This window comes from Glutamicibacter sp. BW80 (genome assembly GCF_002332385.1).
Classification (GTDB): domain Bacteria; phylum Actinomycetota; class Actinomycetes; order Actinomycetales; family Micrococcaceae; genus Glutamicibacter.
The window spans coordinates 51,763-71,999 of sequence record NZ_NRGV01000026.1; the positions used below are offsets into that span (position 1 = coordinate 51,763).

Here is a 20,237-nt window from a genome sequence, read left to right on the forward strand (position 1 = left end):
ATGGAAGATATGACCGACCCGGCACAACTGGATACGTCTTCGCTGCTTGAAAGGCTGGCAACGGTAGCCAAACCTACCCTCGTGACCGGGGCCCCGGGGACCGGGAAAACCACGGCTCTGCTGGACACAGCCGTGGCGCATCTGGACGCTGGTTTGGATCCGCTGCAGCTGTTGATTATTGCGCCAACTCGTCTGACCGCTGCCGGCATTCGAGACGACCTCAGCCGCCGAGCGGATCAAACTTTTACCGAGCCGGTGGTGCGGACCTGGTCCGCATATGCCTTTGATCTCATCCGAAGGGCACGCTTGGAAGGCCTGCTGCCGAATTTGGAACGGGCTCCTCGGCTCCTTTCGGGACCTGAACAGGATACGCTCATCGGCAACCTCCTCGAAGGCCACCAGCAGGGATTGACCGCGGGCCCGGGGTGGCCCGAGGACTTGAACTTAGCGGTCGAAACACGCGGGTTCAGGAAAGAACTGCGTGAATTCTTTGACCGGGTTTCTGAGCTTGGACTTGAACCGGTAGATATTGCGCAGCTTGGGGAACAGGCCAAGCGCGCAGAGTGGGTGGCCGCGGCACGCTTCTATCAGGAATACCGCGACCTGCTGGACCTAGGCAGTGCCGAAGCTTTTGACCCGGCGGGTCTGATGACCCGTGCCGCCCAATTGTTCGAACAGCATCCAGAGTTCCTGGCCGAAGAGCACGAAAAACTGCAGCTGATCCTCGTCGATGACCTGCAAGAGGCGACCTTGTCGCAGCATCGGCTGCTGCGGCTGATCGCGCGTGATCGCCGGCTCGTTGCCTTTGCGGCGCCAGATAATGTGGTCCAAGGATTTCGTGGTGCACGCCCCGATGAGCTGAACCGTTTCTCGCAAAATTACAGCAGCAACGATGAGGCTCAACTCTTCGAATTGGATACCAGCTTGCGCATGGCACCGGCCATTATGGATGCTTGGAAGCGCGTCGTGCGGCGAATCCCGCTAGCGGCCGGCCTGCGCGGACGAAAACTGGAAGCGCCAGCGGAAACCGAAACCGGGCAGGTTCAAGCTCTGTGCTTTGAAAACTCCACCTTGGAAGAACGCTACATAGCCCAACGCATAGTCCAGATGGATCTCTACGAGGGCTTCCCGCTCTCCGACATGGCCATCGTGGTCCGCAACGGTTCACAGGTACGGTCCTTCAGTCGGTTCCTCGAAGGCCAAGGGATCGCGGTCCAGGTTCCACCGGCCGAAATCCCCTTGAAGGATGAGGGCGCGGTACGGCCCTTGCTCGACCTGGTCCAGCTGGCCCTGGCCGGCGGCGTAAGCGACGATCCGCTGCTGATGCAGAACTTGCTGCTCTCGCGCTACGGAATGAGCACCGCCTTGGAAATTCGACGCCTGAGGCAGCTGCTGCGCCAACGCGAAAGCTCGGTGGGCGGACGGCGATCCAGCCAAGAGCTTCTCGAAGCGAGCCTTCATGAACCGGAACTGAGCCGTGACTTGGGGCCCGTAGCCTTTGGCTTGGAACGCCTGCTGAGCATGTTCAGTGCCTTGCGCACCGAACTTGCCAGCGGGCAGGCAACCCCGGAAACGGCGCTGTGGGCGTTGTGGGAAGCCTCGGGCCGGGCCAACGCCTGGCGCAAGGAAGCGCTGGGCACCGGAAATACCGCCCGTCGTGCCGATCACGACCTGGACGCGGTCCTTTCGCTATTCCAGGCAGCCGAACGGTTTGTGGATCAGCTGCCCGGTGCCAGCGTGGAACTTTTCATCGATCACATTTTGCATCAGGAACTGCCGATGGACTCGCTGGCCTCGCGAGCCACCGGGACGAAAACGGTCACGGTGCTGACCACCGCGGCGGCCGCAGGCAAGCACTGGCCCGTCGTATTCATTCCGGGCCTGCAGGAAGGCAGCTGGCCGAACCTGCGGCTGCGCGGTGAGCTGCTGGGTTCCAACGCCCTGGCCGACGCGGTAGAACACGGCCTGGCCTTCCTGAGCACACGCACCCCGACGCAGCTGGTGCGCGGAATCCGCAATGATGAAATGCGAAGCTTCAGCAACGCCGTTTCGCGCGCCTCGCGATTGTTGATTTGCACGGCGGTGGATAACGAGGACTCGCAACCCTCATCGTTCTTGGACTTGGTTGACCCAAACGGCGGCGCGCAACGAGAACTCACCGCGGTCCCACGAATCAGGGCCCTGCCCACGCTGGTGGCTGAACTGCGTTCGATGGCCGAACGCGCCAAGGCCGCGCAACTCGGTGCGGTCCCCGCTCCCGAGCACGTTTCGGCCGACGAGATCTACCACGACGCCATCACGGTGCTAGGGCAATTGGCCGACAGCGAATACCCGGTGCGTGGCGCTCACCCAAAGGGTTGGTGGGGATTGAAGCCACTGAGCACCAGCGCCCCGGTGGTTCCCGCCGATCAACCGCTGCGCGTGTCACCCTCAAAGGTCGAGACCCTGGTGAAGTCGCCGCTGAACTGGTTTGTGCAAAGCGCCGGGGGAGAAGCGGCGCATGACTTCGCCGCCTCCCTGGGCACCTTGATTCACTCCATCGCCGAAGAGCACCCGGAGGCCAGCGGGAGCGAATACTCGAACATCCTCGAGCAGCGGTGGCCGGAGCTGGAAAAGCTCCCGAATTGGGAGGGGCAGCGCGACTTTGACAGAGCCGAAGAAATGCTCAAAAAACTCGCGCAATACAGCATCGCCATGCGCACCTCCGGGCGTGAACTACGAGCGAGAGAACTGTCCTTCCAGGTTGACGTTCCGCAGGAAGGCAAGCATATCCAGCTGCGCGGAGTCATCGACCGGGTGGAAGCCGACGCTCAGGGCAAGGCCACGGTGGTAGATCTGAAAACCGGCGGCAAAGCGCCAACGCTCAAAGACACCGAAACCCACCCGCAGCTGGCCGTCTACCAGACCGCGGTGCAGCTCGGTGCATTGCAGCAGCACGATGAAACCGCCGCGCTTTCCACCGAACCAGCCGGAGCGTCGCTGGTCTACGTCGGTACCCCGACGAAGTCGGCCACCCTGCGGGATCAGCCGGCCCTTGGAACAGAAACCTGGGCGCGGGAGCTGATTCTCGAAGCGGCCGAGCTGATGGGCGAGAGCGAATTCACCACCCGGCACACCATTGGCTCCGAGGGCCTGCGCGGATCGTGCACGCTGCCCGAAATCTGCCCATTGTGCGAGCAAGGACGACAGGTCACCGAACCATGAGCAATATTCGATTCACCCCGCAGGAACTTTCCGAAGCCCTAGGGGAGCAGTTCCCGCCAACCGCGCAGCAGGCCGAGATCATCTGTGCCCCCTTGGAACCCATGCTGGTCATCGCCGGCGCGGGTTCCGGCAAGACGAAGACCATGGCGGACAAGGTGGTTTGGCTCGTCGCCAACGGGCTGGTTCGCCCGGAAGAAATCCTCGGCGTGACGTTCACGCGCAAGGCAGCCGGCGAACTTTCCGCACGTATCCGAGCCAAGATCGCGCAGCTAGTGGCCACGGGGCTGCTCGGTGAAGAGGAAACCAGAGACTTCCTGGACCCGGCGGTATCCACCTACCATTCCTATGCCAATACCTTGGTGCAGGACTACGGACTTCGCCTGGGGATCGAAGAAGACACGGTATTGCTCGGTGCGGCGCAATCCTGGCAGCTGGCCCATCAGGTGTTGGAGAGCTATACCGGAAACTACGAGCATCTCGGCTCGGCGACCAGCACGCTGATCGACGCAATCGTCTCATTCAGCTCCGAGTCCTCCGAGCATCTGGTCTCCCCGCCGCAGGCCCAGCAATGGCTCGACAACCTCATTGCCGAAGTCTCCCTGTTCCCGATGCAGGCGGACAAGGAAAAGAAGCGGACCGTTGCGGCGCAGAACATGATCGACCGGCTCGCCTCCCGCGCGACCATCGCCGAGCTGGCCCAGGAATACGCCCTGTCCAAGGCGAAACTCGGGGTGATGGACTACGGCGATCTGGTCTCCCACGCGGCGCATATTGCGCAGGAAGTTCCGGCCGCGGCGCTTGCCGAGCGCACCAGCCACAAGGTGGTGCTGCTCGATGAATTCCAAGACACCTCGCATGCCCAGATGGTGCTGTTCTCGCAACTTTATGGCGATGGCCACCCGGTGACCGCGGTGGGGGACCCCAACCAATCCATCTACGGATTCCGCGGTGCCAGCGCCGGCCAGCTATTCCGCTTCCCCCAGGAATTCCCCATAGTGCGCGAATCGAGCAGAGACCTCGCACATGTCAAGCACCTCACGGTGGCATGGCGGAATACCGTGAACGTCTTGGACGCGGCAAACCACATTACCGCTGGCGGTCAGCAGCCGGCCATTGGACCGGTCTCCGTCAAGCCGCTTGAACCCTCGGCTTTTGCGCAGCCCGGCCGAGTAGTGCTCAATCGCTGCGCGAGCGTCCGCGAGGAGGCCGAACGGATCGCGGACCTCATCGTGGCAGAAAATCGCCAGGGCGTCGGTGCCGAGCACAAGACCAGCGCGGTGCTCAGCCGCAACCGGGCGAATCTCTCGGTGATGGGCGAGGTGCTTGGCGAACGGGGCATTGCCTATCAGCTGGTGGGGCTGTCCGGGCTGCTCAGCACCCCTGAGCTCACCGACCTCGTGTCCTGTTTGCATGTGCTGGTGGATCCGTTGCGCTCGGACAAGCTGATGCGCTTGCTCGCAGGCGCCAGATGGCGTTTGGGCGCCGCCGACCTCGCAGCATTCGCCGATTGGTCGCGTTCGCTGGCCCGGCGCCGGGAGCGCGGGCTGAATCCCGAACTGGACTCCGCCGAACCGATCACCCAGAATCAAAGCACGGAGGAGGCGGCCCGCGCGGAGCTCAACGACGCTGCAAGCCTGATCGAGGCGCTGGATTACCTTCCTCCGGCTGGTTGGACGAGCTCCGACGGCCGGCGGTTGTCGAATACCGGCTATGAACGGCTCGAAGCGCTGCGATCCGAACTGCGGCAATTGCGTTTGATCGCCAACGATGATTTGGAAGCGTTGATTCGAGAAGTCGAACGCGCCATGAACCTGGACATCGAGGTGGCTGCCAGACCGTGGATTGCCGCGGACAAATATCGGGTGAACCTGGATGCCTTCGCCGATGTGGTGCGCGAATATTGCCGCAATGCCCCGCGCGTGGAGTTGGCGGGTTTCCTCATGTGGCTTGAACAGGCCGCCGAAAAGGAAAAGGGGCTCCCGCTGCCCTCCGAAGATGCTGATCCGCTGGCGGTACAGTTATTGACTATTCATGCCTCGAAGGGGCTCGAATGGGACATCGTCGCGGTGATGTCTTTGAACGAGGGGGTCTTCCCGGGAGCCAAATCCGATCGTTGGACCAGCGGCGATAAGGCGCTGCCTTGGCCGTTGCGCGGAGATGCCGGCGATTTGCCGCAGTGGGATACCGACCAGCCGGCGCTGAAGGAACTGATCGAGGCCGAATCGATCTTCAAAGATCGGGTGGACGACCATCATATTGCCGAAGAACGCCGCCTCGCCTACGTGGCAGTCACCAGGGCTAAGTCATTGCTGATCTGTTCAAGCAGCATTTGGTCGGGATCGCGCTCCAAGCCCTGTGAACCTTCGGTCTTCATGGACGCACTGCTGCCACTGGCCGAAGGGGAGGAACCCCGCGCCGAAATTGGAGTGTGGGTCCAAAACGATCAGGGGCCCGAGGAAAATCCGGTACGCTCCCAACCGATGGAGGCGCGCTGGCCGTACGACCCGCTTGACGGGCCGGTGATTACCGGCACCGTGCAAAAGTCGCCGCACCCCTATTCTCGTCGCGAGGTGCTCAGTGCGCTTGCCGAAGACGTTGTTGCCGCCAAGGCGAAGAGCCAGATGCTGACCGGCTTCGGTGAGCATTGGAAGGACGAGGCGGAGAGGTTGCTGGCGCAACGCGAGTTCCTGAACAACCGCGAACGCGTCATCGCTGCGCCCGAGCATGTGCGGGCCTCATTGTTCGTTGAACTTGCCGAAGACCCTGTGGAGGTGCTGGAGAACCTGCGCCGCCCCGTTCCGCGCCGCCCCGGCCTGGCTGCCCGGCGAGGCACCGCATTCCACGCCTGGATCGAGGAATACTACGAACAAACCCAGATGCTCGACCTAGGCGAGATCGTGGAGCCAGCGGATCGATATATTGACGACGTGCTGGATCTTGCCTCGATGAAGGAAGCGTTCCTAGCCAGCGAATGGGCCGAACGCCAACCGGCATATGTTGAGGTGCCGCTGGAAACACGTGTGGGCCCGGTTGCGGTACGCGGGCGCATCGATGCGGTCTTCCAGCTTGAAGATGGCACCTGGCTGATGCTCGACTGGAAAACCGGAAGGGTGCCCAGCGGCAAGGACCTGAAGAGCAAATTGGTGCAGCTGGCGGTCTACCGTCTTGGCTGGTCACGCCTGCACGGGATCCCGCTGGAACAGATTCAGGCCGCGTTCTACTACGTTGGCGCCGGCATCACGATTCACGCCGAATATCTGGCATCCGAAGAAGAACTTGAATCCATGATCGCCGGGGCCTTCGAAAACCTGACGGAGCAGGTCGAAACGGAAGTTACGAAGTAGTTTCTTCCTTGGAGTCGGTGCCTTCCACGGGCACCGACTCGCTTGGCTTCGCATCCGGTGCAGGGTTATTTCCCGAATCGGCCTTCGCGGCATCCTCCGGCGAAGTGCTGTCTGCGGCCGCTGCGTCGTCTGTGTGCTGTGCCGCGGGGGACTGCACGCCAGCTTCAACGGGGACGGCGGAGACCGCTGGAGGCTTGGGCGTGCTGTCCTCCGGTGGGGCGTCGGTTTCTACCTCATCCTCGACGGGTAGCTGTGTAACCTTTGAAGAGTTGATTGCCGGAGCGCTCGGCTTCGGCGCTACTTCAGGTTTCTCAACCGAAGCGGATGCCGGAGCGGCCAGCGGGCGCGGAGCCTCAACGACGGACAGCGGCTCACCGCCGTACTCGGCTATATTCGTATCCAGTTCCTGCAGCATTTCGTCGGCATCGGCAATGCGCTCGGTGTCTTTGCTGTCCAGGGACTTGACCAACCACTGGGCGAGCGCGAATTCCGCAGCCAGCGCAGCACGGCGCATGATGTGCGGATCTGCTGAGTTGCCGCGAGCCTCCACATAGGCGGCGAATACTCGTTCGCTGAAGCTCTGGTCATCAATGGCGGAGAGCCAGGCGAAGTCGTCGGCGGGGTCGCCCACATGCAAGTCGGTCCAGCCCTTGACGGCGGTAATGATTGAGTGTGAAACCTGCAGCTGCTCTTCATCGAAGTCGCCATGGACCACCGTGGCGTTAAAGCGCCACAGCGACACATCTTCCATGGCGTGCTCCCAACGCCGCAGCAGGCGGCTAGGCACTCGGCCCGTCGCGGCGGCGGTGTCCAGCTCGTTGAGCTTGCGCTGGCGAACTTCATCGGCGGTGTAGGTCGGCAATCCGGCAACTTCGACCGAATCATCGGGAATCTGGTGGATCGCCGCCATGCACTGACCCAAGGCCACCGCAAGCTTGCTTCCCTCCTCGACAAGTTCGTCGAGGGTGGGAACCCGGCCGGGAAGATCTTTATATACGAAGGTTCGCAAGGGGCCCTGACGCACAGTTCCGGCGACAGAGGGCAGGGCGAACGGAAGCGCGGCCCTGACCTTGGCCGAAAAAGCGCGCAAGGCGGAAAGCTCCGCTTCCAGGCGCATACTCGCTTCGTCGTGGCGCGGCGAGCGTACGCGCCAGCGGTGTTTTTGGGAATCTACGATGAGTGCCGAATCGAAGTCTTCTGCATCATCGGACAACGCGGCGAACCTTACCGGGGTCAATCCCGGCACGGCGGCGGTGGCAATAGCGGCGAGTTCCATGGCAGAGCGTTTCACATCCTCCACCGTATGCGAGATCCGGCGTTTCATTCGTTAATGACGCACGGAAGATGGCTAGTTTCAACGCACATGACGGCAGATGCGATTCAGATCATTCGCAATTGTTTTCACCGTGAAGCCAAACCAAGCCAGTGCTCAGCGAATTGCACTAGGTTAGGAGTATGGCGTTGGCAGAAAAATATCGATTACCACTCACCTCATTGAGCTTCGCACGATCCGTGTATGAGCGTCCGGTGACCGAGCATGACCAGCCTGACCTGCTACCACAGGTCATGGCCGACCCGCAGAGTCGAGTGATGCTGCTTTCCGAGCTTGGTGCTGCGCTAAACGGCGAATCGTTGTTTTTGATCCCAGGCCCGGACTATCAGGCGTCCGGGCAGGAAAAATTCGTCTACCTTGGCCGTGACAAGCAGCACTTATTTGTTTTAGCTATTGTCGACTCCTCGGTGCTTGATGAACGGACCGAGTCATCATGGACCACGCTGCGAGACGCATTTAATGTTCTCGATGCGGCTCAGGCCGAGTTGTTTGTTGAGGCCCAGGCAATAGCCAACTGGAGACGCAACGAAGTGTTCTGTCCCCGGTGCGGTTCCGAACTTCGGTCCTCTACCTCCGGTTGGGTGCAACGCTGCGTGGACAATGGCCACGAGCTGTTCCCTCGCACCGACCCGGCGGTGATCGCCGCCATCGTCGATTCCGAAGATCGTTTGCTGCTCGGTGCCAACAGCATGTTCAAATCCAAGATGTACTCGGTCCTAGCTGGTTTTGTCGAAGCAGGAGAATCACTTGAGTCTGCGGTGCGTCGAGAGATCTTTGAGGAATCAGGGGTACACGTAGGCGATGTTGCCTACCGTGGGTCCCAGCCATGGCCAATGCCGCGCTCACTCATGCTGGGTTTCACCGGCGAGGCACTGAGCACGCAGCTGGTACCTGACGGTGCCGAGATACTCGACCTTCGCTGGTTCACCCGCGAACAACTCGGCTCCGAATTGAGCGCCGGCACCCTGCAAATTCCGCGCGGTATTTCCATCGCACACGCACTGATCCGTAACTGGTACGGAGAAGCCCTCCCGGAGGCCCCAAGCAAGTGACCGAGCAAGAAAATATAACGGCCCCCGATCTTTTGGCAGGGCTTGACGCCGAACAGCGGCTCGCGGCCGAGACCCTGAGCGGCCCAATATGCATCCTTGCCGGTGCCGGGACCGGCAAAACCCGCGCCATCACACACCGCATAGCGCACGGTGTGCATACCGGGGTCTACAACCCGACCAGCGTGCTGGCCCTGACCTTCACGACCCGTGCCGCATCCGAGATGCGCACACGGCTTCGCTTGCTGGGGGCGCCGGGCGTCCAGACCCGGACATTCCACGCCGCTGCGCTTCGGCAGCTGCAGTACTTCTGGCCGCAGTCGGTCGGTGGGACGTTGCCAAACTTGGTGGAGCACAAGGCGCCGCTCATCGCTGAATCCGCGCGCCGACTTCGAATTTCTAGCGACCGCGCCATGGTGCGCGACCTTGCCTCCGAAATCGAATGGGCCAAGGTATCGATGCATTCTCCCGAAAGCTACGCCAAGGTCGCTGCCAGCAGAGATCTGCCCAACGGCTTGGAACCGGTGAGCATGGCACGCATCTTCCAAACCTATGAGGAACTCAAAGACGACCGTAGCGTGATCGACTTTGAAGATGTTTTGCTGCTTACCAGCGCAATTCTTGAAGAAGACGAGAAAGTCGCTGCCAACGTCAGGTCCCAGTATCGACATTTCGTGGTGGATGAGTACCAGGATGTTTCGCCGCTGCAACAGCGGCTGCTCGACCTGTGGCTCGGTGGGCGCGACGAACTGTGTGTGGTGGGCGATGCCTCCCAGACGATCTATTCGTTCACCGGTGCCCGACCTGATTACCTGTTGAACTTCGGCACCCGATTCCCCGAAGCAACCGTCGTCAAGCTCGTGCGTGACTACCGTTCGACACCCGAGGTGGTGAATCTGGCGAATAAGGTGTTGTCCATGCGCCGGATAGAAACTTCGATGCCTGATCCGACCGTCATTTGGCCAGAACCCTTGGAACTCATTGCCCAGCGCGAGCATGGACCCAGTCCTGAATTTTTCGAGGCTGCCGACGATGAACAGGAAGCGGATGAGGTTGCACAACGCATCAAGGCGCTAGTCAAAGACGGGCAAGACGTCTCTGAAATCTCGGTGCTATACCGCACCAACGGTCAGTCTCAAGCCTTTGAACAAGCGCTCACGGCGCACGGAATTTCCTACGTCATGCGTGGCGCCGAGCGGTTTTTCTCGAGGCGTGAAGTCAAAGAGGGAATGCTTGCACTCCGCGCCGCATTAAATGTTGCAGGAGACTTGTCGGTGCCTCAGCTGGTGCGCGATGTGCTCTCCTCGCACGGGTATGCTCCGGAAGCTCCCACCGGCAGCACCGGTGCGGTACGCCAACGGTGGGAATCGTTATCCGCCCTCGTGCGACTGGCCGACGACCTGGTTGCCGGCAAAGGCGACCAGGGGCACGAAGTGACCTTGCGCGATGTGGTCCGCGAACTTGAAGAACGCGCCGCGACTCAACATGCGCCGACCTTGGACGGCGTCACGCTCGCGTCCTTCCACGCGGCGAAGGGCCTTGAATGGGACGTTGTTTTCTTGGCAGGCCTCAGCGAGGGACTCGTACCGATCACCTATGCGAAGGACCAGGCTGGCTACGATGAAGAACGTAGGCTGCTCTACGTAGGAATTACTCGTGCGCGCATACGGCTCTACCTGTCGTGGTCCTTAGCCCGGACCCCGGGTGGCCGGGCGCATCGATATCCGTCGAGATTCCTGGACGGGATTAAATCTGTGCGGCAGGCCAGCAGCCGGCAGCAAGCACCGGTTCGCCGCAAGCAGCAGAAACTCACGCCATCTGTTTGCGCCGGTTGCGGATCATTTTTGACCACTGCGAAGGAACGGAAACTCAAACGATGTTCCTCTTGCCCCGCCGCGTACGACGAAGCGCTCTTTGAGCAGCTGCGTAGCTGGCGAGCCTCGGTGGCCCAGAGCAATTCGATTCCCGCATTTGTGATTTTCACCGATGCGACGCTCATGGCAATCTCGGAGCATCGACCGAATTCGGTCCAAGGGCTGGGCAAAATCTCAGGAGTGGGGCGCAGCAAACTTGAACGCTACGGTGAAGCGGTACTGGCGGTTTTGGCCGAATACCAAGGCTAGTTATCGACAGCTCGCAGGGAATGAAAAATCGGTTCACCTACGTGGACCTATGGTGAGCTCATAAGCGACAAACCATCGCAAACCTGTGAAGGATAGAAGTGGAGGCACCCGATGCCGGCATACCCTCAGACCGTTGATTTTATCGCCGCGGATGACATCCCGGTCCGTATCGTACGTTCGAGCAAACGAAAGAAGACCATCTCCTCGCAATGGCGCGAGGACCGGTTGGTCGTTCAGGTGCCCGCGGCGCTGAATGAAAGCACGGAGCGCGCATTCGTGGACGAAATGCTCAAGAAATACCGCCAGCGTAAGAGCCGACAATCGGCGGCCGTCACCGAGGACTCGTTGATGGAACGGGCCACATATTTGGACCTAAGGTATCTTGATGGGCTGGCTAATCCGGTATCGGTGCGTTGGGTCAATAATCAAAATAAACGGTGGGGCTCTGCCACCCCAATCCAGCGGACCATCCGACTTTCCGCCAAACTGAAGTATGCCCCGAATTGGGTGCAAGACTATGTTTTGGTCCATGAGCTAGTCCATTTGGCAACGCCGGGCCAAGGGCACGGAAAAAGGTTCCAGGATCTGCTGGACCGGTTCGAAAGAAGAGCCGAAGCGGACCAGTATCTCGCCGGATTCAGCGCAGGTTTCCGCGCACATGCCAAAGAAAACGGACAGACCGATACCGAAACTGGCGGGTTTGACGATCTCGACGACGAGTGACCTGCGATTTTGAGGTCCGCTCCAACGAAAAGTAGGGGGTCCAAGCAGCTTGAGCTGCTTGGACCCCTTACTTACATCAGAGCTCTTAGTTAGTTCTTCGGATCGTCTGGATTAGAATCCTCAGGGTTTTCGACTTCAGGTTCCGGCTTATCGAATCCGCCATCGAGTAGCTTGCCTAGCGCGGCGTCAAACTCGTCATATTCAGATGCAGCCGACTCTCGGCGCTTGGTAAAGCCCGCCGGCTCGCTGAGATCTTCGGCCGTAGGCATCAAATCGGGGTGGTCCCAAATAGCATCTCGGCCTTCGGTACCACGTTCCTCATGGAGGTGTTCCCAGAGGGCGGCAGCCTCACGAAGCTTGCGCGGACGCAGTTCCAAGCCGACCAGCGAAGCAAATGCTGATTCAGCAGGACCACCAGAGGCACGGCGACGGCGCATGGTTTCTCGAAGGTGAGCCGCGAATGGCAAGTTGGCGGCCGCGAGCGACACAACGTGGTCGACCCAACCTTCGATCAGTGCCAGCGTCAGTTCGAGATTTTCAAGTGCCTTTTCCTGCTGGCCTGTGCGCTCTGGCGTAAACAGCCCTTCGCCGAGCAGTTCCTGCAGGTTCTCCGGATTTGACGGATCGATGCCGCGAACTGCTTCTTCGACACGTGACATATCGATATGAATGCCACGTGAGTAAGACTCGACCGCTCCGATGAGTTTCGAAGAAAGCCATGGAACCCGATTGAATAGTCGCGCATGAGCGTGCTCGCGCAGAATCACGTAGAGCAGCACTTCCTGCTCAGGGATTTCCAACCCCTCGCCAAAGTTGGCGACGTTGGCGGCGACCAGGCCGGGTGTCGTTCCTGCCAGGGGCAACCCGATATCGGTGCCTCCAAGCACATCCTTGGCTAAGCCGCCTAGGGCAGTTCCCAGCTGCATTCCAAACATGCTGGAACCAAGATTTCGGAACATCGCATCGGAGTTGCCGAGCATGCCCTTCATCTCTTCTGGGATTTGGTCCTTCATTGCGCTGGTGATTGCACGGGTCACGGATTCGGCCACCGGTTCGGTGACCTTCTTCCAAACACCCAAAGTTTTGTCGTACCAGCGTTTGCGAGTCCAGACTTCGGTAGCTTCGCCCTTGGACTCAAAAGCCGTGGCGTTATTGAGCCACAGATCGGCCAGATAGGAAGCGTCGACAATGGCGCTTTTGCGCGAGTCAGAAACTTCGGGGTCTTCACCGGCATAGGACTGAAGCGCGGTATCCGAAGCAAGCTTCCAATTCACCGGCCCTTCAGAGGCATTGTTCTGCATCATTGCCGACATCATTGCTTGTGCCTGCTGCATCATTTGCTGCATAGCGGCGGGATCCTGTGAACCCATCGCTTCGCGAAGCTGAGGCGGGAGATCGTTTGGGTCGAAACTGCCACCGAAGAGCTGTGAGAACATCGCTGACATTGGATCCTGCGGATTGTTTTCGTCGTCGTCACCGTCGGGTCGGTTATTCGGAGGGTTCTGTGCCATGTCATTAAAAGTACCCCCTACGCCTGAGAGTTCACATCGATGCAAGCCTGAGTTCGCTTTCGGCACATCGAATACTCCTTATAGCTGATGAAGTTCTGCATGGGCTTTCAGTAGGCTAGAGGGGGTGGCGTTTGTGAAAGCGCCCCTGAAATATTTTTGAGCGGCGGGAGCAAGGTCAGTGCACGAACAGGAACCATCATCCACGAAGGGCGCGAGCCCGAATTTGGGTACGCAAGTTCCTGGTTCCAAGCCCGTGAAAACCACGATCGCAGGGACACTAGCCCTGCTGTTGGTTGGTCTGATCCTCTTCTTACCCACCAACTTTGTCGTGCGCACACCTGGACCAGTGCTGAACACGCTGGGGGAGTACGAGGGCAAGGAGCTCATCACCATCGACGGTGCCAAGAGCTTTCAGTCCAACAGCATTTTGGACATGACGACCATTTACGTTCAAGGCGGTGGGCAGAATCGGGTGTCAACCCCGGTGATTCTCGAAGCGCTATTTAATCCGAACAAAGATATCGTCCCGGAAGAGACCATGATTCCGCGTGGAGTTACTAGCGAAGAACGTGGCGCGGCCAACGATTCGATGATGGTTTCTTCACAAGAATTGTCGATTGCAGCAGCCATGAATGAGCTGGGGCACGAATATTCCACTTGGTTGGAAGTCGCGGATTTCTCCACGGATACCAATAGGGATTCATTAAAGCCAGGAGATAGGTTGCTGGGGTTCGAAGGGAAACCAGTATCCAACTTGGAAGACTTGAAGGCAGACCTCAATGAGCGTGGAGATCAGCCAAGCACGATGACGGTTCGCAGGGCCTCCGGTGAGGGTGAGCCGAAGGAGACTGAGGTCAGCGTCACCACGTCAGCCAATGCAGAAGGCTCTCGCCAGCTTGGGGTCTACTTGAGCACCGCCTTTGATTTTCCCATCGACGTGAAATTTGGCGTGGAAGAGGTCGGAGGCCCGAGCGCCGGCATGATGTTCGCCTTGGCGATCATTGATCGGTTGACCGAAGGATCGCTGGCCGGAGAGAATCACATCGCCGGGACCGGAGAGATTACCGCCGAGGGCAAAGTCGGGCCTATCGGAGGGATTGCCCAGAAGATGGTCGCCGCGAAGGCAGATGGTGCGACGGTCTTCCTAGCGCCGTCAGAGAACTGCTCGGATGTACAAGGACGAGTGCCGAACGGGCTGCATGTCGTCAAGGTGGGCACGCTGCATGAAGCACGGCAGGCGCTGACAAAAATTGAGCAAGGAGCCGACCCCACCACGTTGGAATCCTGCTCATAGATCCACTCGACACCGTTCATACAACTTGGTGTCTGAAGCTTAGTAAGTACAGTGATAGATATACGAGTTCTGGCGCTAGCAAAGGCGTGCGGGACATTTAGGTAAGGAATGAATAGTGTCATACGGATCGGATAGTCCGTTCGGGGGTCCACCGAGACCCCAAGGGCCGCAACAACCTTCTAAGCCCGCAAATAAAAAGGCGTCTCCACTGACGCTGACGGTATTTGCGGTGGTCATCTTGGTGGCCGTGTTTGTCTTCCTCTCGAACTTCTACGCAGATATCCTCTGGTTCAATCAGCTGGGATTCTCGGAAGTCTATTGGACCGAGCGCATCGCCAAACTCATCATCTTCTTCATCGCGTTGGTCTTGATGGCCGTGCCGATGTGGTTCTCTATGCGCAGCGCGTACAAGCATCGCCCTGTCTACGCACCGGAGACGAGTCGTCCAGACTCCATGTCCCGCTACCAAGCGCAGCTCGAACCGGTTCGCCGTTTCCTCATGATCGGCATTCCTGCAGTGGTGGGTTTGTTCTCAGCCATCGCGGTAGCCGGACAATGGCAGACCATTATGTTGTTCCTCAACCGGGTTCCATTCGGATCCACCGATCCGCAGTTCAATATGGACCTGGGATTCTTTATCTTCACCCTGCCATTCATCGGATTGATCACCGGATTCTTGATTTCTGTAGTTCTGCTCGGCGGAGTTGCAGGATTGCTAACGCATTATCTCTACGGTGGCATTCGCGTTGAAGAACGTGGCGGCATCACGGTGGGCAAGGCTGCCCGCGTGCATACCGCAGTGGTCGTGGCAGTGTTCTTGCTACTCCAGGCTGTCAATTTCTGGATCTCTCAGTACGAGACGCTTAACAATCAGTCCGGGCGCGTAGCCGGTGCACTGTACAAAGACGTTCACGCGGTTATCCCTGCACGGATGATTCTGGCAATTGTCGCAATTCTGATCGCAGTTACCTTCGTGATTGCGGCGTTCAACGGTCGCTGGCGCTTGCCACTGATTGGTACCGCAATGCTCGTGGTGACGATGATTGTCGCCGGCGGCGTTTACCCATTCCTGATACAGCAGTACCAAGTGGTTCCTTCGCAGCGTACGTTGGAACGCGAATATATTGATCGAAATATCCAGATGACGCGTGAGGCCTTTGGCTTGGACGATGTCGAAGTCACTCCGTACGACGCCAAGGTCAGCACCGAGAAGAACGCGTTGGCTAAGGAAACGGAAACAACGGCGAATATTCGCTTGTTGGACCCTAACTTGGTTTCTGCCGCATTTGCGCAGCTGCAACAGTTCCGTGGGTACTACACCTTCCCTGAAACTTTGAATGTTGACCGCTACGAAATTGACGGAAAAGTCGAAGATACGGTTATCGCCGCACGTGAAGTCAACGTCAACCCCAATGACACCTGGGTGAACCAGCACATTACCTACACCCACGGTTACGGGCTGGTTGCTGCTTACGGTAACCGCGTAGCTGCCGGTGGCCGCCCCGACTTTATGCTCGGAGGCATTCCGTCCACCGGTGATTTGATCACCGAAGAGGATTACGAGCCGCGCATTTACTTCGGTGAGAGCTCACCTGAGTATTCGGTAGTTGGCGGCCCGGAAGGCTGGACCGATCAGGAGCTTGACCGTCCAAGCGCTGGTGGCGAGGGTGAAGACACCCGCTACACTTTCCAGGGAGAGGGCGGCCCTAACGTAGGCAACCTGTTCAACCGTGTTGTGTTCGCGTTGAAGTTCGCTTCTACGGACCTGTTGCTCTCCAACGCGGTCAACGATGAATCACAGATTCTGTACGACCGTAACCCGCGCGATCGCGTGAGCAAGGTTGCCCCGTACCTGACGCTCGATTCGAGTGCCTACCCGGCAATTATCGATGGACGAGTCAAATGGATCGTCGATGGTTACACCACCTCAAATGATTTCCCCTATGCACAGCAACAGCAGATCGAATCGGCTGTTTCCGACTCGCTGACTAACGCTTCAGATTTCGATCGGTTATCGGGTCGCGTGAACTATATGCGTAACTCGGTCAAGGCTACCGTTGACGCCTATGACGGCAAGGTTGATCTGTACGCGTGGGATACCGAAGATCCAATCTTGCAGGCTTGGCAAAAGGTCTTCCCTACTGCCGTCCAGCCGTTGGATAACATTTCCGGGGATCTGATGGAGCACGTGCGTTACCCGGAAGATATGTTCAAGGTTCAGCGCGAAGTCCTCACGACTTACCACGTTGATGATCCCGACGCGTTCTACGAGTCCAATGACGCGTGGGCGGTGCCAGATGATCCGACCTCTTCAACTCAGGGTGTGAAGCAGCCTCCGTACTTCCTGTCGTTGAAGATGCCAACTCAAGATGCGGCATCATTCTCGCTGACTTCCACCTTCATTCCACAGGCAGCAGCCAACGGGCAGCAGCGTAACGTGTTGTTCGGCTTCCTATCTGCGAACGCAGACGCGGGCAGTGAAGATGGCGTGAAGGCTGACGAGTACGGCAAGCTTCGCTTGTTGGAGCTGCCTCGCGATACGGCAGTACCTGGCCCAGGCCAGGCGCAGCAGAACTTCGATACCAATCCGCGTGTGACCACAGAGCTGAACCTGTTGCGCCAGGGCGCGTCCGAGGTGAAGAGCGGTAACCTGCTCTCGCTGCCAGTGGGTGGCGGCATCCTCTACGTTCAGCCGGTATATGTTCAGTCCTCGGGCCAGACCAGTTATCCAACCTTGCGTAAGGTGCTAGTTGCCTTCGGCGACCAGGTTGGCTTCGCGGATACGCTCTCAGAAGCTCTCGACGAGGTCTTTGGCGGCGATTCGGGTGCCGTCACCGGTGAGAACGGCGATGGTGCGACACCGGAAGAACAGCCGGGGGAGAGCGAACAGCCTTCGCAGTCTGAAACCCAGAAGCTAACGGATGCTCTGGATGCTGCCAATGCAGCGATCCAGAAGTCTGATGACGCTTTGAAGGCTGGCGACTTCGCAGCCTACGGCGAAGCGCAGAAGGAACTTCAGGATGCGCTGAGCCGTGCATTGGAAGCTGACGCTGCCATCAACGGCGAAGCTGCCCCGGAAGGTGAAGTCCAGACTAGCTCCGAAGCCCCGGAAGCTCCGAGCGAGTCCGCTGAGCCTAACGACGCCAATAACGGATAGCTATCTCCGTAGGCTGAGCCCCGATTTGCATTTCGCTCCGCGATGATGAAGAATAGTCTAGTCATCGCGGGGTGGAGCAGTTCGGTAGCTCGCCGGGCTCATAACCCGGAGGTCATAGGTTCAAATCCTATCCCCGCCACTTATGGGACAAGTCGAGAATGATTCGGCGATGACCAAGCGAAATCCCCCAGTCTGCGGACTGGGGGATTTTGCTTTTCAGCGGCTTAAATAAGGATCGTCTTGTAAACGCTTCGTACGCGCCCGAATGATGAATTTGAGTAGCCGGGCGCCCAGCGAGGCTAAGCGGGGTTCGGCGCCATGCTCACTGCCGCACAGCGGTGCGGTGACGCAGTATGCACGCGACTAAGGTAGCACCTCTGATAGGCCGCACTGGCCCTTGGCGGTTCGTGGCCACATCGATTCGGTTCATTGGTTGAAGTTGAGCCCTAGGGCAGGTAGGAATCCAGATGCTAGCTGTGCCACGCTATAGGCCTTCGACTTCAACGGATTGACTCTCCGAAGCGACCAGTCGGCAACAACGTTTTCCGTAATGTGCCTATTGCACGACCAAATGCGGTTCGGACGATCAGCGGTAACTACGAGCAAGAAGCAGAAGCTTTTAGTGCAACCTCCCGGACGTAGATTCGCCTTGTGACTAAGGACATGTCAGCTCAATTAGGCATGAGGTTTATGAGTTGGTAATGTTGTATTTACCGACGCGGGGTGGAGCAGTTCGGTAGCTCGCCGGGCTCATAACCCGGAGGTCATAGGTTCAAATCCTATCCCCGCCACAGAGAAAAAGTGGAGATCCGAATGGATCTCCACTTTTGCTTTAAGCCATGAGCTGGTGATCCGGCATCGTTACCGGGGAGTAATTCCTCCAAGCCAGGGGGCCATAACGCGCCGACCAGCGTTCACGACTTCGAAACGGGCATGAGCCGGACTTCGAAAGCAAGCTGCGTGAGGTCCAGAAACCCCGAACTCGCCTGACTGTGGGTAGATTCTTCGCTCCTACGGATAGTTCTATGCCGACATGCTTTTGCCCGAGGGCGCATGTGGTGGCCGGGGCCCTCGGCTTCGCCGGCGAGCCTCAAGTCTTATTCGACTAGCTTAGGATTCGGAGAAAACTACACGCTATTTGCCGGCTAAGGGCTCACCTGCCGGCGCGATGCGATGAACTGAGGAAAACAATCTCAGTTGGGGGTAGTGGCTGCAGGGTCAATTGATCTGTCCTGCGTTCTGGAATCATAGGACGTTGGGCTGCGCCGGTCTAGCGCTATTTCTTGAAGCCTGAATTTAACGTCAAGAAAAGTGTTGGGCTTGGCTACTCGGATTAGCTCTCATTCAATGAATTCCATTTAGCAGGTGATCCGCCCCAGGAAGTCCGCGTTCAGATCAATTTTTAGGCACCATAATCGATCTCCGATCCATGCATTGAGAACCGTTGATTTTCGCCGCTTAGGCCGACATAGCACCACTGTGATGTACGACATGGCCCCTCGATTCGCCATACGGTTTACTAGTTGGTAATGTTGTATTTACCGACGCGGGGTGGAGCAGTTCGGTAGCTCGCCGGGCTCATAACCCGGAGGTCATAGGTTCAAATCCTATCCCCGCCACAGAGAAAAAGTGGAGATCCGAATGGATCTCCACTTTTGTTTTAACTCATGGAACTGAACGAAAAGAAAGGCGCCGGAACGGAAATATCATTCTGACCCGGCGCCACTATTCATTTCGATGAGCTTAGCTCTCCAAGGCTCCGGTCTGGTTGGCCTTCAGAGCCGCCAGGCGAGCCTCAACCTCAGTCTGTTCACCAAGATCCTCCAAGGACTCAAACTGAGCGTCCAGACTCGACGAGGCGAGTTCGGAAGCACCGATCACCTTTGCCTCTTCACGGCGAATCTTTTCCTCGAACCGGCTGATCTCGCTGGTCGGATCCATGAGGTTCACGGACTTGACGGCTTCGTTGACCTGGTTCTGTGCATGGGCAGCTTTGGAACGAGCGATCAACTCGTCGCGCTTGCTGACAAGTTCAATGCGCTTTTCCTTCATCTGGTTCAAGCCGGTCTTCAGCTTCTCAACGATTTCACGCTGCGAGTTGATGGTCGGGTTGGCGGATTTCATCTCGCTTTCGGACTGCATCTGACGCTGGATCGCTACCTTGGCCAAATTATCAAATTTGGCGGCGTTGGCTGAGTCAGCAGCTGCGCGGAATTCATCAGCCTTATTGGAAGCGGCGAGTGCTTTGGTGCCCCACTCAGTGACCGCCTGTTCGTCCTCGCGGTAGTCATCTTCCAACATTCGCAGGTTGCCAATGGTCTGCGCCACAGCCTGCTCGGCTTCGGCAATGTTGTCGGTGTAGTCGCGGACCATCTGGTCCATCATCTTCTCAGGATCTTCGGCTGAATCTAGGATGGCGTTGATGTTGGCTTTTGCCAGCTGGGCAACGCGTCCGAAAAGTGATTGCTTGGTCATGGTTGGACCTTTCTATACGAAATA

The 20,237-nt window shown here is 58.5% G+C and carries 10 protein-coding genes and 3 tRNA genes; 10 read left to right on the forward strand and 3 right to left on the reverse strand.

All coding sequences use genetic code 11. The features are described 5' to 3' along the window. Positions 1-3,204, forward strand: coding sequence for an ATP-dependent DNA helicase (locus tag CIK76_RS06425; RefSeq protein ID WP_255248375.1), 3,204 nt, complete (start codon positions 1-3; stop codon positions 3,202-3,204). Next, positions 3,201-6,548, forward strand: coding sequence for an ATP-dependent DNA helicase (locus CIK76_RS06430; RefSeq protein ID WP_096284607.1), 3,348 nt, complete (start codon positions 3,201-3,203; stop codon positions 6,546-6,548). Before CIK76_RS06425 ends, CIK76_RS06430 begins: the two co-directional genes overlap by 4 nt. On the opposite strand, the gene CIK76_RS06435 is transcribed toward CIK76_RS06430, so the two are convergent. Further along, positions 6,538-7,839, reverse strand: a complete 1,302-nt coding sequence (locus tag CIK76_RS06435; RefSeq protein WP_096284660.1) for a phosphotransferase — start codon at positions 7,837-7,839, stop codon at positions 6,538-6,540. The genes CIK76_RS06430 and CIK76_RS06435 overlap by 11 nt on opposite strands. A gap of 203 nt (positions 7,840-8,042) precedes the next feature. On the opposite strand from CIK76_RS06435, the gene nudC reads away from it, so the two are divergent. From nudC to CIK76_RS06450, 3 genes are all read left to right on the forward strand, one after another. Next, complete coding sequence (gene nudC, locus CIK76_RS06440) at positions 8,043-8,933, forward strand: NAD(+) diphosphatase (RefSeq protein ID WP_176484113.1); 891 nt, start codon at positions 8,043-8,045, stop codon at positions 8,931-8,933. After that, positions 8,930-11,053: an ATP-dependent DNA helicase UvrD2 gene (locus tag CIK76_RS06445; protein WP_096284610.1), complete on the forward strand. Its 2,124-nt coding sequence runs from the start codon at positions 8,930-8,932 to the stop codon at positions 11,051-11,053. Before nudC ends, CIK76_RS06445 begins: the two co-directional genes overlap by 4 nt. A 111-nt stretch (positions 11,054-11,164) precedes the next feature. Continuing rightward, positions 11,165-11,776, forward strand: a complete 612-nt coding sequence (locus CIK76_RS06450) for a M48 family metallopeptidase (RefSeq protein ID WP_096284612.1) — start codon at positions 11,165-11,167, stop codon at positions 11,774-11,776. A gap of 89 nt (positions 11,777-11,865) precedes the next feature. On the opposite strand, the gene CIK76_RS06455 is transcribed toward CIK76_RS06450, so the two are convergent. Further along, the gene (locus tag CIK76_RS06455; RefSeq protein ID WP_096284615.1) at positions 11,866-13,287 is read right to left on the reverse strand and encodes a zinc-dependent metalloprotease; all 1,422 of its coding nucleotides are present in this window, start codon (positions 13,285-13,287) and stop codon (positions 11,866-11,868) included. Between the two features lie 253 nt (positions 13,288-13,540). Here CIK76_RS06455 and CIK76_RS06460 point away from each other — a divergent pair, with 253 nt between their 5' ends. The 5 genes from CIK76_RS06460 to CIK76_RS06480 all read left to right on the forward strand — a co-directional run bounded on the left by CIK76_RS06460 (position 13,541) and on the right by CIK76_RS06480 (position 19,357). Then, positions 13,541-14,581, forward strand: a complete 1,041-nt coding sequence (locus tag CIK76_RS06460; protein ID WP_096284617.1) for a S16 family serine protease — start codon at positions 13,541-13,543, stop codon at positions 14,579-14,581. A 115-nt stretch (positions 14,582-14,696) separates the two neighbouring features. Beyond that, positions 14,697-17,738 carry a UPF0182 family protein gene (locus CIK76_RS06465; RefSeq protein WP_096284619.1) on the forward strand — a complete coding sequence of 1,014 codons (3,042 nt, stop codon included), beginning with the start codon at positions 14,697-14,699 and terminating at the stop codon, positions 17,736-17,738. A gap of 65 nt (positions 17,739-17,803) precedes the next feature. Beyond that, a tRNA-Met gene (locus tag CIK76_RS06470) sits at positions 17,804-17,877 on the forward strand. A 578-nt stretch (positions 17,878-18,455) separates the two neighbouring features. Beyond that, positions 18,456-18,529, forward strand: a tRNA-Met gene (locus CIK76_RS06475). A gap of 754 nt (positions 18,530-19,283) precedes the next feature. After that, positions 19,284-19,357: transfer RNA gene (locus CIK76_RS06480), tRNA-Met, on the forward strand. 124 nt (positions 19,358-19,481) lie between these two features. Here CIK76_RS06480 and CIK76_RS06485 read toward each other — a convergent pair. After that, positions 19,482-20,213, reverse strand: a complete 732-nt coding sequence (locus CIK76_RS06485; protein WP_096284621.1) for a PspA/IM30 family protein — start codon at positions 20,211-20,213, stop codon at positions 19,482-19,484. Between the last annotated feature and the right edge of the window lie 24 nt (positions 20,214-20,237).

What these genes read in the sequence shown, in the direction of transcription:
- CIK76_RS06425 (WP_255248375.1), top strand. Translation starts at nt 1, where the DNA reads ATGGAAGATATGACCGACCCGGCACAACTGGATACGTCTTCGCTGCTT.
- CIK76_RS06430 (WP_096284607.1), top strand. Translation starts at nt 3,201, where the DNA reads ATGAGCAATATTCGATTCACCCCGCAGGAACTTTCCGAAGCCCTAGGG.
- CIK76_RS06450 (WP_096284612.1), top strand. Translation starts at nt 11,165, where the DNA reads ATGCCGGCATACCCTCAGACCGTTGATTTTATCGCCGCGGATGACATC.
- CIK76_RS06455 (WP_096284615.1), bottom strand. Translation starts at nt 13,287, where the DNA reads ATGGCACAGAACCCTCCGAATAACCGACCCGACGGTGACGACGACGAA.
- CIK76_RS06485 (WP_096284621.1), bottom strand. Translation starts at nt 20,213, where the DNA reads ATGACCAAGCAATCACTTTTCGGACGCGTTGCCCAGCTGGCAAAAGCC.